Raw genomic sequence first — 15,404 nt, forward strand, 5'->3', positions numbered from 1 at the left:
CAGTATGGGTGTCGGGTGGTCCGGTTCAGGCGCCGGTGGAGTGGAATCCGCCGTCGACGTGGACCATCTCGCCGGTTGTGGCGGGGAACCAGTCCGAGAGGAGGGCGACGATCGCCTTGCCTGCCGGAGTGGTGTCCTTCTGGTCCCAGCCCAGCGGTGCGCGGTCGCCCCACATGTCTTCGAGGGTCCCGAATCCGGGAATCGAGGTGGCGGCCGTGGTCTTCAGCGGTCCGGCCGAGACGAGGTTGACGCGGACTCCGTCCTCGCCGACGTACTTCGCGAGGTAGCGAGCAGTGGACTCGAAGGCGGCCTTGGCCACGCCCATCCAGTCGTAGACCGGCCAGGAGATGGTGGCGTCGAAGGTCAGACCCACGACACCCGCACCCTTGTTGAGCACGGGCTTCGCGGCCACGGTGATGGCCTTGAGCGAGAACGCCGAGACATGGATCGCTGCGGACACGGAGTCCCAGGGGGTGTCGAGGAACACGCCGCCGAGTGCGTCCTTGGGGGCGAACGCGATGGCGTGGACGATGCCGTCGATGTTGCCCTCGAGGCGCTCAGGCAGTGCGGCCAGGTCATCCTCGTTGGTGGCATCGAGTTCGATGACCTTCGGGGTCTCGGGCAGGCGTTCGGCGATCACCTGGGTGATCCTCATCTGGCGGCCGAAGCTGGAGAGGATGACTTCGGCACCCTGCTCCTGGGCGATGCGGGCGGCCGCGAAGGCGATGGATGCCTCGGTCAGAACGCCGGTGACGAGGATGCGCTTTCCGTCAAGAATTCCCATTGTGGTCCTTTCGAAATGTTCAAACGTGGGTGAAATCGTTGCCATCGACGCCGTGGGAGCCGATGTCCTTGTTGTGAAGTCTAGATGTTGACGGGGCTCAGTGCCCCATCCCCAGTCCGCCGTCGACGGGAATGACGGCGCCGGAGATGTAGGCGGCCTCGTCCGAGGACACCCAGCGCACGACCTTCGCGACCTCGCTGGCCTCGGCGAATCGCTTGGCGGGGATCGTGGCGAGGTATTCCTTCTGCTGTTTCTCGGGCAGCTCATCCGTCATGTCGGTGCGGATGAAGCCCGGTGCGACGACGTTGGCGGTGATGCCGCGTGAACCCAGCTCACGGGTGACCGAGCGGGCGAGACCGACGAGACCGGCCTTCGACGCCGAGTAGTTCGCCTGACCGGGGACCCCGTAGAGTCCCGACACGGACGAGATGAGCACGATGCGGCCCTTCTTCGCACGAATCATTCCGGTGATGGCACGTTTGACGGTGCGGAAGGTGCCGGTGAGGTTGGTGTCGACGACGGCCTCGAACTCCTCGTCACTCATCCGCATGAGCAGATTGTCACGGGTGATGCCGGCGTTCGCCACGACCACCTCGACTGGGCCCAGCTTCTCCTCGATCTGCGCGAATGCCGCGTCGAGGGACGCGGTATCGGTGACGTCTGCGGACACGGCCAGAGCACCTTCTGGTGCGTCTCCGTTGCGGGAGGTGACGGCAACTGTGTCGCCCTGGGCGAGGAATTCCTCGGCGATGGTGCGGCCGATTCCGCGGTTTCCTCCGGTCACGAGGACTATGCGTGGTTCTGACACGAATCTCTCCTGTTGGTGGACAATACAGATTGATCAGCGTTTGAGATCAAACTTACCGTCACTAACCTATCGCGAACCGGCAGGCGTCGATACGACTCTCACAAACGAAGAGTATGATTTTGTAGCAGTAATCGAACGAAGAAGGCTATGTCCAAGCACCCGCAGCAGATCACCACGGCAGACACCGCCCTTGATGACGACATGAAGTCGCGGATCATCAAATACTCGATCACCATGGCAATTCGCACGCTCTGCTTCGTGGCGGCCTATTTCATGTTCCGGGCAGATCTGACCGTGTTGATGTGGATCTGCGTGGCCGGTGCCGTGCTCCTCCCCTATCCGGCTGTGATCTTCGCCAATGCCGGTCGTGAGCGCACCACCAATGACGATTCGGCTCTGCTGGACAACGCGCCGATGCCCGAGCTGCCGCCGGCTTCCGGTGAGACCGTCCCCGGGGAGACGATCGCCGGGGAATCCGAGGACTCAGCGCCAGACGATGGTGAAACTTCGGCAGACCCGACTCGAGGTGATGAAGCATGACCGAGACGCTCCAGTGCTCGGCGAAGGGATGCCGGGCAGAGGCCACCCGCGCAATTCTGTGGAACAATCCCCGCCTGCACATGCCCAAACGCCGCAAGACCTGGCTGGCCTGTGACGAACATCTCGACTATCTGCGAGAGTTCCTGACCATGCGCAACTTCTATCAGAGCGACGTTGCCGTCGACGACATCCCGGAGGACGCCGGTTGATGTCACGCTATTCCTTCCTCTTCAGTCCGCGGTGGCTGAAATACATCGCCATGACCATCATCATCGTCATCGCCTGCATCTTCCTGGCATTGTGGCAGAAGGACCGACAGGATCAGCGGCAGCATGAGATCGCTACGATCAACGCGAACTATTCGTCGGCACCGGTCGACATCACGAGCATCCTGGGTTCCACCTCGGCGAACCTCGACGAGTCCGATGAATGGCGACAGGTGTCGCTGACCGGACACTACCGGACGTCCGATACCGTGTTCGCGCGCAACCGCACAGTCAATGACAAGGTCGGCTACTACGTCGTCGTTCCGTTCGAACTCACGTCCGGAGACACGATCGCGATCGTCAGGGGATGGATCGCAGAACCCGATCGGGTCCCGCCGACGCCCACCGGGGAGCAGACCATCGCTGCCCGTCTCCAACCGGCCCAGGACGGTTCCGAGGACAACAATCCGGATGGGCTGATCAAGGCCATCGATCCCGCCCGGATCCCCGGCATGGACTCGGCCTACGAAAACGTCTACGCGGAGACCGTCCACACCGGCAGCGGCCTACCACCCGACGAATCTGGGCTGACGCCGCTGCCGGCACCGGATCTCGACCCGGGCAACCACCTGTCCTACATGCTCCAGTGGTTCACCTTCGGCATCATGATCATCATCGCCGTGTCGATCTCGGCCAGACGAGAACGCAGAGCCGACGCCGAGGCGGCTGAGAGATCCACCGGCGACGTCGAATACGTCGTGGTGGACAAGGCAGCACTGGGAGCGGGAGCGAAGATCTCCCGGCCGGGCAACCGCTATGGCCGCAACCGGTTGAGATCACCGGGCGTGCACGGCCGTGACGAGGCCGAAGAGGACGAATTCATCGAGGACCGGTTCAAGCACTCCTGAACCGGCGGTCGCCGGGACCACCGGCGAAGAGGTCGAGCCTCAGGCCAGTGTGACGAGATCCAGGTAGGTGTCGTTCCACAGGTCCTCGTCGCCGTCGGGCAACAGCAGCACACGGTCGGGGTCGAGAGCGGAGACGGCCCCCTCATCGTGGGTGACGAGGATGATGGCGCCCTCATAGCGGCGGATGGCTGAGAGGATCTCCTCACGAGAGGCCGGATCGAGGTTGTTCGTCGGCTCATCGAGGAGGAGGACGTTGGCGCTGGAGACCACGAGTGTGGCCAGCGCCAGACGGGTCTTCTCACCGCCGGAGAGCACCTTTGAGGGCTTGTGCACGTCGTCGCCGGAGAACAGGAACGAACCGAGGACATTGCGCACCGCGGTGTCGTCGAGGTGCGGGGAGTTGCGCTTCATATTCTCCAACACGCTGCGATCGAGATCGAGCGTCTCGTGTTCCTGTGCGTAGTAGCCGAGCTTGAGGCCGAAGCCCGGGACGACCTCACCCGAGTCCGGCTCGTCGAGACCGGCCAGCAGACGCAGCAGCGTTGTCTTGCCGGCACCGTTGTAGCCGAGGATGACCACTCGTGAGCCCTTGTCGATGGCCAGGTCGACGCCGGTGAAGACCTCTGTCGAACCGAAGCTGCGCGAGAGTCCCTCAGCCGTCAGCGGCACCCTTCCGCAGTCGGCGGGGGCCGGGAACCGCAGGTTCGCGACCTTCTCGGTGCTGCGTTCGGCATCGAGTCCCGACAGCAGGCGTTCGGCACGTTTGGCCATCTGCTGGGCGGCCACGGTCTTCGTCGCCTTCGCCATCATCTTGTTCGCCTGGGCGTTCAGTGCCGAAGCCTTCTTCTCGGCATTGGCACGCTCGCGACGGCGGCGGCGCTCATCATCTTCGCGCTGCTTGAGGTAGAGACGGTAGCCCATCGAATAGATGTCGATGGTCTGGCGGGTCGCGTCGAGGAAGAACACCTTGTTGACGACTTCGTCAATGAGGTCGAGGTCGTGACTGATGATGATGAGTCCGCCGGAGTAGCCCTTGAGATAGTCGCGCAGCCACAACACGGATTCTGCGTCCAGGTGGTTCGTCGGCTCGTCGAGGATCATCGTGTCCGGGGCTGAGAAGAGGATCCGGGCAAGTTCGACGCGGCGCCTCTGGCCGCCGGAGAGGGTGCCGATCTCCTGGTTGATGAGGTCTTCGTCGAGGCCCAGGTTCGCTGCGATCGCGTAGGCTTCGGACTCCGCTGAGTAGCCGCCTGCGGCCATGAATTCGGCTTCGATGCGCGGGTAGCGCTCGATGGCCTTCATCGAGACGTTCTCATCAGACGAGGCCATCTGGTGTTCTGCCTTGCGCAGACGCTTGACTAAGACGTCGAGCTCGCGGGCGGAAAGGACGCGTTCCATGCCGGTGGCCTGTGGGTCGCCGCTGCGCGGATCCTGAGGCAGGTACCCCACCGACCCGGAGACGGACACACTGCCCTTCGAGGCACTGTGTCCACCCATGATCACCTTCGTCAGGGTGGTCTTGCCTGCCCCGTTGCGTCCGACCAGGCCGACACGGTCGCCCTTGTCCACGCGGAAGGAGACCTCGGACATCAGCGTACGGGCGCCGACGGTGACTTCGAGGTCGGATGCCTGAATCATTCATTCTCCAAACTGCGACCGATGATGTCGGCCAAGAATTCTTGCGGGTGGATTCCCTGAGCCTGTGCCCGGGAGACGAGTTCGTCTGCAATGTGTGTGGGCACTCGACACGACACGAGCGTGGTGGCCGCGGCTCCCGGGGCCTCGTCGGCGACCGGCGTCTCGACGCCGACCGGCGCGTCTTGAGTCGACGCAGCCGTGATCGACCGGGACGTCCCCGCGGGGACGTATCCGGGTCCGGCCGGAACCTTGGTGCCCTTCTGATACGCGGTGGCGGCTGCCCGTGCACGGTCGTCTGCCGCTTCGTTCATTGCGTGGTTGCTGTGGCCCTTGACCCACTCGAATTCGACCTCGCGGCCCTTCAGCGCGGAATCGAGCTGTTCGAGGAGATCCTTGTTGAGGACGTCCTTGCCGTCGGCCTTCTTCCATCCTTTGCGCTTCCAGCCGGGCATCCACTTCGTGCACGCGTTGATGACGTATTTGGAGTCGCAGAAGACCTTGAGATCCTCATTGGCTTCCGCTGTCGAGTTCAGCAAGTCGAGGACGGCCATGAGTTCGCCGCGGTTATTCGTCGATTCGGTCCAACCGCCGGCGTGCCAGCAGTCATCATCGACGTACCAGGCCCAGCCGGCGGGTCCGGGGTTGCCGAGGGCTGACCCGTCTGCGGCAGCGATGATCGTCAATGGTTCTCCTAGGAAAGTCGGTCTTCATTCTTTCATGCCGAGCCTGGTCCCCTGCATTCAGGGCAGGTGATCTCCGCAACCCCGACCCACGACATCGCCGAGGTGGGAGCACCGGAATCGGCGCTCCCACCTCGGCGAGGTGAGGGTGTGACGTCCCCGCGGGGACGTCGGCAGTATCAGAACTCAGATGTTGAAGCCGAGGGCACGCATCTGTTCGCGACCGTCGTCGGTGATCTTCTCGGGGCCCCATGGCGGCATCCAGACCCAGTTGATCCGGTAGGCCGGCACGATGCCTTCGAGGCACTGAGCGGTCTGGTCTTCGATGACATCGGTCAGCGGGCAGGCCGCAGATGTCAGGGTCATCTCGACGACGGCGGTGCCGTCGTCTTCGACGGAGAGTCCGTAGACGAGTCCGAGATCGACGATGTTGACGCCGAGCTCCGGGTCGACGACGTCCATCATCGCTTCGCGCACCTCGTCGATGCTGGCGTTCTGCGGTGCGTCAATCACTTCGGGCATTCCTACTCCTTCAGAGACGTTTGGGCTTGGTTGAGTGCGTCCTTGAACGCGACCCAGGACAGGAGCGCGCACTTGATCCTGGCGGGGAACTTCGACACTCCGCTGAACGCCGCAGCGTCGCCGAGTATTTCCTCATCTCCCGCAATTGTCCCACGAGAGTGCATCAGCTCGTGGAACTTCGCTTCGATGTCGAGCATGCCCTCTACGCTGTTCTCCGAAGCGAGCTCGGAGAGAACTGAGGCCGAGGCCATCGAGATCGAGCACCCGTCGCCGGACCAACGCACAGCGATTGCGCCGTCATCGCTGATCTCGGTCTCGAGTTCGATCTCGTCTCCGCACGTGGGATTGATTTGGTGCGAGGAGCCGTGAGGTCCCGCTGCGCCCTCGCGCAGCAGAGCCGCATTGCCGATCCGCGACCGGGAGTGGTCGAGGATGACCTGTTGGTAGAGCTGTTGCATCTGCGTGCTCATGACACGATCCTCACTGAACTCCGAAGAAGGGACGGACCTCGGCCAGAGCGGCCAGGAACTGTTCGCAGTCCTCGGTGTTGTTGTACAGATAGGTGCTCGCCCGCGTCGTGGCGGTGACGCCGAAGCGCCGGTGCAGCGGTTGAGCGCAATGGTGGCCGACCCGGACCGCAACTCCTTGGGAGTCGAGGTACTGTCCCACGTCGTGGGCGTGGACGCCGTCGACGTCGAAGGCCACGGTTCCGATCCGATCATCGGCGGCGCCGAGCACGGTGATGCCGGGAATCTTCGCGATGCCGTCGAGGAGGACTCCGGCGAGCTCTCGCTCATGGTCGAAGATCTTCTTCAGGCCTACCTCGGCGAGGTAGTTGACCGCTGTGGTGAACGCCGCGACCTCGGCCACGGGCTGTGTTCCGGCCTCGAACCGCTGTGGTGCGTCCATGAACGCCGAGTCCTCCATGGTCACTGTGGTGATCATGGATCCCCCGGTCAAGACCGGGGGCAGCGAGTTCAGCAGGTCCGTCTTCCCCCAGAGGGTACCGAGACCGGTGGGTCCCAACGCCTTGTGGGCGGAGAACGCCGCGAAGTCGACATCGAGGTCGACGAAGTTCACTGGCATGTGCGGGACGGATTGGCAGGCGTCGAGGACGACGAGCGCACCCACCTGCCGGGCCCGGGCGACGAGTGTGTCGACCGGGTTGATGGTGCCGAGCACATTCGATACATGGGTGAAGGCGAAGACCTTGGTCGTCTCGTCGACGATGGATTCCAGATCGCTGAGATCGAGCTCTCCGGCGTCCGTGACCGGGAGCCAGCGGAGTTGAGCACCCGTGGACTGGGCGAGCTGCTGCCAGGGGACGAGGTTTGCGTGGTGTTCCATCTCGGTGACGACGATGGAGTCGGCGGGTCCGAGCCCGAAGCGCTGAGCGGCCTCTCCCCCGAAGCCATGGCTGGCTCGGTCGATGCCCAATGCGACCACGTTGAGTGCCTCGGTGGCGTTCTTCGTCCAGACCACCTGTTCGGGTGCTCCGCCGACGAGGTCTGCCACTGCCTCACGGCCTGCCTCGAACGCGTCGGTTGCCATCACCGCAAGAGAGTGTGCTCCACGGTGGACGGCGGCATTGCGCTGCGAGTAGTACTCGGTGAATGTGTCGATGACGCACTGCGGCTTCTGGGAAGTCGCGCCAGAGTCGAGATAGCTCAGAGACGACTCCCCGACCCTGGTGTCCAGGATCGGGAAGTCGTTCCGCAGGCGGGAGAACATCAGACCGAGGCCTGCAGGAAGCGGTCGTAGCCCTCGTTCTCGAGGCGATCGGCCAGCTCGGGTCCGCCCTCTTCAGCAACCTTGCCCTTGATGATCACGTGCACGTGGTCGGGCTTGATGTAGCTGAGGATGCGGGTGTAGTGCGTGATGAGCAGGACGCCGACATCGGTCGACTCGCGCACCCGGTTGATGCCCTCGGACACGATGCGCAGAGCATCGACGTCAAGGCCGGAGTCGGTCTCGTCGAGGACGGAGAACTTGGGCTTGAGCATCTCCATCTGCAGGATCTCGTGGCGCTTCTTCTCGCCGCCTGAGAATCCTTCGTTGACGTTGCGGCTGGCGAACTCAGGATCCACGCGAAGGTTCTCCATCGCGGACTTGAGGTCCTTGGTCCAGTTACGCAGCTTCGGTGCTTCACCGTCGATTGCGGTCTTGGCCGAACGCAGGAAGTTCGTCACGGTCACGCCGGGGACCTCGACGGGGTACTGCATGGCCAGGAACAGTCCGGCCTTGGCGCGCTCGTCGACGGACATCGCGAGGACGTCCACGCCGTCGAGGGTGACGGAGCCCGAGGTCACCTGGTACTTCGGGTGACCGGCCAGGGAGTAGGCAAGTGTGGACTTGCCGGAGCCGTTGGGGCCCATGATGGCGTGAGTCTCGTTGGAGTTGATCTCCAGGTTGATGCCGTTGAGGATCGGCTTGGGACCGGTTTCGGTGTTGACGCTGACGTGCAGGTCAGTGATTTTCAGAGTGGACATGTCAATCCTTTTCAATTCAGGTAAGCGTGGTGATCAGTTGAGCGTGCTGGTCAATTGACCACTGTGCTCGGGTCAAGCAGGATGCGGCCGGCGATCTCCTTGCAGTCATAGACTGCGACGGGTTCGAAGGCCGGTGGGCTCAGTGGGCGGCCGGTCTTGAGGTCGAACTGGGAGCCGTGCAGCCAGCATTCGATGGCGCAGCCCTCCACTTCTCCCTCGGCCAGCGATACCTCGCCGTGAGTGCAGACATCGTCGATGGCATGGATCGTGCCGTCGGAGTCGCGGGCGATGCAGATCTCGAAGTTGTTCACTTCGATCCGCATCGTCGCGCCCGCGGCCACCTCGTCGGCGGCCGCAACGTCGATCATGGTCACAGAACGCTCCGGGAGAGTTCTTCCTCGATTCGTTCGTTGAGGACCTCTTCGATCTCTGGCACCTGGATCTTCTGGATCACTTCGTTGAAGAATCCGCGAACCACGAGCTGACGGGCAACGTCCTCGGGGATGCCGCGGCTCATCAGGTAGAACAGGTGCTCCTCGTCGAAGCGTCCGGTCGACGAAGCGTGTCCGGCGCCGGCGATGTCGCCGGTCTCGATCTCGAGGTTCGGCACCGAGTCCGCCCTGGCCCCATCGGAGAGGATGAGGTTGCGGTTGAGCTCGTAGGTGTCGATGTCGAGTGCCTCGGGGCGGATGAGCACATCGCCGATCCAGACGCTGCGTGCGTCCTTGCCCTGGAGAGCGCCCTTGTAGTGGACGTTCGAGGTGGCCTTCGGCGTGTTGTGGTCGACGTAGGTGCGGTGCTCGAAGTGCTGGCCGGCATCGGCGAAGTAGAGTCCGAGCAGTTCGGCCTCTCCCCCGGCTGCCGAGTAGCGCACGTTCGTGTTCAGGCGCACGATGTCTCCGCCGAGGCTGATGACGATGTGCTTGAACTTCGCATCCTTGCCCACGATCGCGTCGTGCTGGCCCAGGTGCTGTGTCTCGTCGTCCCAGAGCTGCAGGGACACGAATGTCACATTTGCGCCATCACCGATGACGAGGGACACGAGCTCGGAGTGCCGAGCGAGTCCTTCGTGCTCGACGACGATGGTCGCCTTGGCATTCGCTCCGACGGAGACGACGACATGTCCATGGGAGATGTCGTTGCCGGTGCCGTCGGCGTGGATGATCACGGCGCCGTCGATCTCGGTTCCCGCGGGAACCGAGTAGTGGGTGACGGTTGCGGCACGGTTGGCTGCCACGGCGGCGGCCCGATCCTCGGGTTCGAGGATTCCCAGTTCCTGCGCGGCTTCGAGCGAGATCTCCTCCACGGAGATGCCTTCAGGCAGGTCGCCGGTCGTGGTCAGCTTCGTCTCGGAGGCAGCGTCGGTGAAGAAATCACTGAGCTTGCGCACCGGCGAGAACCGCCATTCCTCTTCGCGTCCGTTCGGGACGGAGAAGTCGGAGACGTCGAAGCTGCGTGTGCGAGCGTCCCGCTTGGAATCGGGGACTTGGACGTCGGCGCCATGAGAGTGCTCATCGAGGCCCAACGGATTGGTGGTATCAGTCACTTAGAAAACTCCTTGTCGTGGTCGGTGGTGGGCGTAGATCAGCCCACGCCACCTTCCATCTGGATTTCGATGAGGCGGTTGAGCTCGAGTGCGTATTCCATCGGCAGCTCGCGAGCAATCGGCTCGACGAATCCGCGCACGATCATCGCCATTGCCTCGGTCTCCTCCATGCCGCGGCTCATGAGGTAAAAGAGCTGATCCTCACTCACCTTCGACACGGTCGCCTCATGACCCAGCGTCACATCGTCCTCGCGGATGTCGATGTACGGGTAGGTGTCAGAACGTGACATGTTGTCGACCAGAAGTGCGTCACAGAGGACGTTGTTCGACGAGCCCTTGGCTCCGGGGTGCACGTGGACGAGTCCGCGGTAACCGGAACGTCCGCCGCCACGGGCCACGGACTTCGCCACGATCGAGGAGTGGGTGTTCGGAGCGGCGTGAACCATCTTCGCACCGGTGTCCTGGTGCTGGCCCTCGCCGGCGAATGCCACGGACAGCGTCTCGCCGCGTGCGTGCTCACCGGTCAGCCAGATGGCCGGGTACTTCATGGTGACCTTCGAACCGATGTTGCCGTCGACCCATTCCATGGAGGCGCCCTCTTCAGCGATCGCACGCTTGGTGACGAGGTTGTACACGTTGTTCGACCAGTTCTGGATGGTCGTGTAGCGAACCTTCGCGTCCTTCTTGGCCACGATCTCGACGACTGCGGAGTGCAGTGAGTCGGTCTTGTAGATCGGTGCGGTGCAGCCCTCAACGTAGTGCACTGACGAGCCTTCGTCGGCGATGATGAGGGTGCGCTCGAACTGGCCCATGTTCTCCGTGTTGATACGGAAGTAGGCCTGCAGAGGGATCTCGACGTGGACGCCCTTGGGGACGTAGACGAAGGAACCGCCCGACCAGACTGCGGTGTTGAGCGCCGAGAACTTGTTGTCTCCGGCGGGGATGATCGAGCCGAAGTACTCTTCGAAGATCTCCGGGTACTCGCGCAGCCCAGTGTCGGTGTCCATGAAGATGACACCCTGCTTCTCGAGCTCTTCGTTGATCTGGTGGTAGACGACCTCGGACTCGTACTGAGCGGCCACACCGGCGACGAGGCGCTGCTTCTCAGCCTCGGGGATGCCGAGCTTGTCGTAGGTATTGCGGATGTCCTCGGGCAGATCCTCCCAGGACGTCGCCTGACCCTCCGTCGAGCGCACGAAGTACTTGATGTCGTCGAAGTGGATGCCGGTGAGGTCTGCACCCCAGCTGGGCATCGGCTTCTTCTCAAACAGTTTGAGCGCCTTGAGTCGGCGCTGCAGCATCCAGTCCGGCTCGTCCTTCAACTTCGAGATGTTGCGGACGACGTCTTCTGAAAGACCGCGCGCCGCGAACTCTCCGGCGTCGTTTCCGTCGTGCCAACCGTATGCGTACTGCCCGAGGTCTTTGAGCTCGGGGTTAGCATCGATGATCCGATTGCCTGTGTCAGTCATCGGGAACCTCCTTGAGGTCGATCATTGCTGTGGATGAGTGGTCTGGTGAGTTCCGAGGTCGGAATGTGGGTGGTGCAGACATGGTCGCCGTGGGCCAATGAGGACAGACGGCGAACATCGACGCCCAGGTAGTCCGAGAACATGGCGAGTTCTGCTTCGCAGATCTCGGGGAACTCGGAGGCGACTGCCTGGATCGGACAATGTCCTTGGCACAGCTGCATCGCTTCGAGAGGGGTGCCGGCCGCCACCGGTGTCGCCGAGGCGGCATATCCCTCCTTGGTCAATGCCGCAGCCAGTCCCCGGGAGCGGGAAGCCACTGTGGTGCCTCCCCGTCGATCCAGTTCCCCGCCGAGGCGGTCGCGGAGTTTCGCAACCAGGTCCTCGGTGAACTCCTCAACGGCCTCATGGCCGACTCGGTCCTTCATGAACCGGAGGATATCGACTGCCAGCTGGTCATAGGAATGCGTGACCGAGCCATGCCCACGCGAGGTGACCACGTAGTGTCTGGCCGGCCTGCCGCGGCCTGCCTGCTTGCCGGCGAGCTCTCGGACCTCGATGAGGCCCTCGCTCTCCAGCGCATCCATGTGACGACGAATCGCCGCTGGAGTCAGGTCAAGACCCTTTGCCAACGCCGAGGCAGTGATCGGCCCTTCATCGAGCACCGATCGAAATACCTTCTCTCGGGTACGGCGATCTTCTGTGTCGTTCGCAGCCATTCTCCACCTCCTTGACTAACACAACACTATTGTTGCGTAATTTGTTTCGTAAAACTAGGTGAGCCTAACTACGACCCGATTCGACGCGTCGTAGAATGGTCAGGTGTCAGAATCGGCCCTCACCATACGTGGTCTCCATTACTCGTACGGCGCACACCACGTCGTCGACGGGATCGACCTCGATGCCGCCACCGGATCCATCCTCGGTGTGCTCGGACCCAATGGTGCAGGCAAGTCGACGACGATCTCCCTGGCGGTGGGCACACGGGCCCCCGATGCCGGTCGCGTGGAGATCTTCGGCCAGGATCCGTTCCGTGACCATGCCTCGACATCTCTGCTCGCAGGCGTCATGCTCCAGGACGGCGGACTGCCGATGAGCGCGAAGCCGCTCCAGGTTCTGCGACACCTCGCGTCCCTCTATCCCAATCCGCTCAGCGTCGATGAACTCGCCGATCCCTTGGGTCTGCACGAGTTCTCCACACGCACGATTCGGCGCCTGTCGGGAGGCCAGAAGCAACGAGTGGCCCTGGCCGCCGCACTCATCGGCCGACCGCGCCTGGTCTTCCTCGATGAGCCCTGTGCCGGGCTCGATCCTCAGGCACGGGAGGTCGTCCACGGTTTCATCCGGGAGCTGGCAGCAGCCTCGGTGGCCGTGGTCCTGACGACCCATGACCTCGCCGAGGCGGAGGAGCTGGCCGACGAGGTCGTCGTCATCGATCGCGGTCGCATCATCGCCCAGGGCGCTCCCGAGGATCTGCGCAACGCATCACCTTCCGGTCGCCGACTCGTCATCAGGGTCAGTCAGCCGCTGGAGCCGGCTCCTCGTGAACTCCTGGCCACGATGAATGGAATCGCGGCCACCTCGGTGGTGGGACCGGCCCTCGTCGTCGACGGGGACCTCGACAGCACCCAGATCGCTGGCCTGTGCACGGCCGTCGCCGAGGCGGGGCTGGCGATCAAGGACATCGACATGCACTCCCAATCGCTGGCAGATGTGTTCTTCGAACTCACGGGCAGGCCGCTGCGATGAGAACCAGACGTGTCCTGGCGCAGGTGAGGTTCGAGACGATCTCCGTCCTGCGCAACGGCGAACAGCTGCTGCTCTCACTCATCCTGCCGCTGGGTATGCTCATCTTCCTCGCGAAGGCTCCACTGCTCAGCGGCCTCGGCATCGTCGGGCCTGGGGCGGATCCGCTCACCGTGGCGCTGCCCGGTGCACTGAGCCTGTGCCTGGCATCGACCGCCTTCACTGGTCAGGCGATCGCCACGGCCTTCGACCGCCGCTATGGGGTGCTGCGACAGCTGGCGACGACGCCGCTGGGCACGAATGGCCTCATCCTCGGCAAGCTCGGCGCGGTCATCGCCGTCGTCATCATCCAATTCATCCTTGCCTTCGCCATCGCTGTGGGCCTCGGCTTCAACAGTCCCGTGAACCCACTCGCATTGATCCTGACCACGCTTCTTGGCACCGCAGCGCTGCTGTCCTTAGGCTTGCTAATGGCAGGAACCGTGCGGGCGGAGGCCACCCTGGCCGGCGCGAACCTGATCTGGGTCCTCATGGCCGGTGTGGGCGGGCTCGTCATCGCCCACCCGGGAGAATGGGGCACCGTGGTCGGCTATCTGCCCTCCGGCGCGCTCGGCGATGCGATGCGTGCGGCCGTCGGCGGCGCGGGCTTCGATGTCAAAGCACTGATCGTGCTCCTCGTGTGGGGGCTGGTGGGGGCGCTTGCAGCACGCAGGTGGTTCCGATTCGAATGAGGAGAGAAATGGTCACTAAGAGGATCCGTGTAGCTGCATGGGCCATGCTCATCGCGCAGGCCACCATCATCGTCAGCGGTGGCATCGTACGGCTCACCGGCTCCGGCCTCGGCTGCACGGACTGGCCCAAGTGCACCCCCGATTCACTCGTGACGACCCCGGAGATGGGCATCCACGGCCTCATCGAATTCGGCAACCGCACGCTGGCGGTGGCGCTGGCCATGCTCGGAGTCGTCATCCTCTTCATGCTCTGGAGGCATCGGAAGCAGCGCCCCGACCTGTTCTGGCTCAACCTCGGGCTGCTGGCCATTGTCCCCATCCAGGCCCTCGTCGGCGGCATCACCGTGTGGACCAAGCTCAACCCGTGGGTCGTGGCCGGACACTTCGTGCCCTCTGCCATCGCCATCGGCGTCGCCGCGTACTTCGTTCGCCGCACCTACGACACCGGCGTGCGCACAGCTGAGAAGGCTCCGTCTCCGCTGCCGGCACTCGGCTGGACCATCCTCGGGCTGACCGCGATCGTGGTGATCTTCGGTGTCCTGACCACGGGCGCGGGTCCGCACTCGGGCTCGACGATGTCGACCCGCAACGGCCTCGATAACGTCTGGATCACCCGCGCACATGCCGCACCGGTCTGGCTGCTGGTCATCGCGACCATCGCCTCGCTCGTCCTGGCAGTGAAGAAGCACACCGTCATGGTCCGACCGCTGGCCGTGCTCCTCGTCATCGAGGTGCTCCAGGGGATCATCGGCTACGTCCAGTACTTCACCGGCGTGCCCATCGTGCTCGTGGCATTCCATATGATCGGCATCTCGGCTACTATCGCGGCAAGCGTTGCCGTCCTCGACAGCGCATACCCGAGGAGCACCCATCATGCCGACACCGATCACGCCGTGCCTGTGGTTCACTGACCACGCCGAGGAGGCGATGAGGTTCTACTGCTCCGTCTTCCCCAACTCGCACATCGTCTCCATCGACCGCTACCCCGATGAATCCCTCGATCCGCATTACGCGGGGATGCGCGGCAAGGTCATCAATGGGGTCTTCGAGCTCGACGGCAATCGCTTCATCTGCCTCGACGGCGGACCTGCATTCGCGTTCAACGAGGCGATCTCACTGACCGTCGAATGTGCCGACCAGGCCGAGATCGACCACTACTGGTCAGCGCTGTCGGCCGTTCCCGCCAGCGAGCAGTGCGGCTGGCTCAAGGACAAATTCGGGATCAGCTGGCAGATTGTTCCCGCACACCTCGACGAGCTGATGACCGGAGACGCTCAGGTCAAGGCGCTGATGGGGATGAAGAAGATCGTCATCAAGGAACTCGTCGACGCGGGCTGAGT

19 protein-coding genes are annotated in these 15,404 nt (G+C 63.3%); 7 read left to right on the forward strand and 12 right to left on the reverse strand.

Annotated elements, in window-relative coordinates:
• Positions 1-25: 25 nt before the first annotated feature.
• Complete coding sequence (fabI, locus tag HX613_RS04850; RefSeq protein WP_204235697.1) at positions 26-784, reverse strand: enoyl-ACP reductase FabI; 759 nt, start codon at positions 782-784, stop codon at positions 26-28.
• A gap of 97 nt (positions 785-881) precedes the next feature.
• Positions 882-1,592, reverse strand: coding sequence for a beta-ketoacyl-ACP reductase (locus tag HX613_RS04855; RefSeq protein ID WP_198396227.1), 711 nt, complete (start codon positions 1,590-1,592; stop codon positions 882-884).
• A 147-nt stretch (positions 1,593-1,739) separates the two neighbouring features.
• Here HX613_RS04855 and HX613_RS04860 point away from each other — a divergent pair, with 147 nt between their 5' ends.
• From HX613_RS04860 to HX613_RS04870, 3 genes are read left to right on the forward strand one after another with little or no spacing between them, the layout of a single operon-like run.
• Positions 1,740-2,132 carry a DUF3099 domain-containing protein gene (locus tag HX613_RS04860; protein WP_235344308.1) on the forward strand — a complete coding sequence of 131 codons (393 nt, stop codon included), beginning with the start codon at positions 1,740-1,742 and terminating at the stop codon, positions 2,130-2,132.
• On the forward strand, positions 2,129-2,341 hold the full coding sequence (locus HX613_RS04865) for a hypothetical protein (RefSeq protein ID WP_235344309.1): 213 nt from the start codon (positions 2,129-2,131) through the stop codon (positions 2,339-2,341). Before HX613_RS04860 ends, HX613_RS04865 begins: the two co-directional genes overlap by 4 nt.
• Positions 2,341-3,246, forward strand: a complete 906-nt coding sequence (locus HX613_RS04870; RefSeq protein WP_235344310.1) for an SURF1 family cytochrome oxidase biogenesis protein — start codon at positions 2,341-2,343, stop codon at positions 3,244-3,246. Before HX613_RS04865 ends, HX613_RS04870 begins: the two co-directional genes overlap by 1 nt.
• Positions 3,247-3,285: 39 nt before the next feature.
• On the opposite strand, the gene HX613_RS04875 is transcribed toward HX613_RS04870, so the two are convergent.
• The 10 genes from HX613_RS04875 to HX613_RS04920 form a co-directional block, all read right to left on the reverse strand.
• Positions 3,286-4,884, reverse strand: a complete 1,599-nt coding sequence (locus tag HX613_RS04875) for an ABC-F family ATP-binding cassette domain-containing protein (RefSeq protein WP_235344311.1) — start codon at positions 4,882-4,884, stop codon at positions 3,286-3,288.
• Positions 4,881-5,567 carry a ribonuclease H family protein gene (locus tag HX613_RS04880; protein WP_328284900.1) on the reverse strand — a complete coding sequence of 229 codons (687 nt, stop codon included), beginning with the start codon at positions 5,565-5,567 and terminating at the stop codon, positions 4,881-4,883. The genes HX613_RS04875 and HX613_RS04880 overlap by 4 nt, the downstream gene beginning before the upstream one ends.
• Before the next feature lie 183 nt (positions 5,568-5,750).
• Entirely contained in the window at positions 5,751-6,086 is a 336-nt protein-coding gene (locus tag HX613_RS04885) for a metal-sulfur cluster assembly factor (RefSeq protein WP_009881355.1), read from the reverse strand.
• Between the two features lie 2 nt (positions 6,087-6,088).
• Positions 6,089-6,556: a Fe-S cluster assembly sulfur transfer protein SufU gene (gene sufU / locus HX613_RS04890; RefSeq protein WP_235344312.1), complete on the reverse strand. Its 468-nt coding sequence runs from the start codon at positions 6,554-6,556 to the stop codon at positions 6,089-6,091.
• A 10-nt stretch (positions 6,557-6,566) separates the two neighbouring features.
• Complete coding sequence (locus HX613_RS04895) at positions 6,567-7,817, reverse strand: SufS family cysteine desulfurase (RefSeq protein ID WP_235344313.1); 1,251 nt, start codon at positions 7,815-7,817, stop codon at positions 6,567-6,569.
• Positions 7,817-8,575: a Fe-S cluster assembly ATPase SufC gene (gene sufC / locus HX613_RS04900; RefSeq protein ID WP_235344314.1), complete on the reverse strand. Its 759-nt coding sequence runs from the start codon at positions 8,573-8,575 to the stop codon at positions 7,817-7,819. Before sufC ends, HX613_RS04895 begins: the two co-directional genes overlap by 1 nt.
• A gap of 50 nt (positions 8,576-8,625) precedes the next feature.
• Positions 8,626-8,949 (reverse strand): non-heme iron oxygenase ferredoxin subunit, encoded by a 324-nt coding sequence (locus HX613_RS04905; protein WP_408610727.1) that lies wholly within the window; start codon positions 8,947-8,949, stop codon positions 8,626-8,628.
• Positions 8,946-10,121, reverse strand: coding sequence for a Fe-S cluster assembly protein SufD (gene sufD / locus HX613_RS04910; protein ID WP_235344315.1), 1,176 nt, complete (start codon positions 10,119-10,121; stop codon positions 8,946-8,948). The genes HX613_RS04905 and sufD overlap by 4 nt, the downstream gene beginning before the upstream one ends.
• Positions 10,122-10,159: 38 nt before the next feature.
• Positions 10,160-11,590 (reverse strand): Fe-S cluster assembly protein SufB, encoded by a 1,431-nt coding sequence (sufB, locus tag HX613_RS04915; protein WP_235344316.1) that lies wholly within the window; start codon positions 11,588-11,590, stop codon positions 10,160-10,162.
• Complete coding sequence (locus tag HX613_RS04920) at positions 11,587-12,306, reverse strand: helix-turn-helix transcriptional regulator (protein WP_143921740.1); 720 nt, start codon at positions 12,304-12,306, stop codon at positions 11,587-11,589. Before HX613_RS04920 ends, sufB begins: the two co-directional genes overlap by 4 nt.
• Before the next feature lie 103 nt (positions 12,307-12,409).
• Here HX613_RS04920 and HX613_RS04925 point away from each other — a divergent pair, with 103 nt between their 5' ends.
• The 4 genes from HX613_RS04925 to HX613_RS04940 are packed head-to-tail and all read left to right on the forward strand — an operon-like array spanning position 12,410 to position 15,402.
• Positions 12,410-13,336: an ABC transporter ATP-binding protein gene (locus HX613_RS04925; protein WP_235344317.1), complete on the forward strand. Its 927-nt coding sequence runs from the start codon at positions 12,410-12,412 to the stop codon at positions 13,334-13,336.
• Positions 13,333-14,064, forward strand: a complete 732-nt coding sequence (locus HX613_RS04930) for an ABC transporter permease (protein ID WP_235344318.1) — start codon at positions 13,333-13,335, stop codon at positions 14,062-14,064. Before HX613_RS04925 ends, HX613_RS04930 begins: the two co-directional genes overlap by 4 nt.
• A gap of 8 nt (positions 14,065-14,072) precedes the next feature.
• Entirely contained in the window at positions 14,073-14,975 is a 903-nt protein-coding gene (locus tag HX613_RS04935; RefSeq protein WP_235344319.1) for a COX15/CtaA family protein, read from the forward strand.
• Complete coding sequence (locus HX613_RS04940) at positions 14,938-15,402, forward strand: VOC family protein (protein WP_235344320.1); 465 nt, start codon at positions 14,938-14,940, stop codon at positions 15,400-15,402. Before HX613_RS04935 ends, HX613_RS04940 begins: the two co-directional genes overlap by 38 nt.
• Positions 15,403-15,404: the final 2 nt, after the last annotated feature.

Source organism: Brevibacterium sp. UCMA 11754 (genome assembly GCF_021532275.1).
In the GTDB taxonomy this organism is placed as follows: Bacteria; Actinomycetota; Actinomycetes; order Actinomycetales; family Brevibacteriaceae; genus Brevibacterium.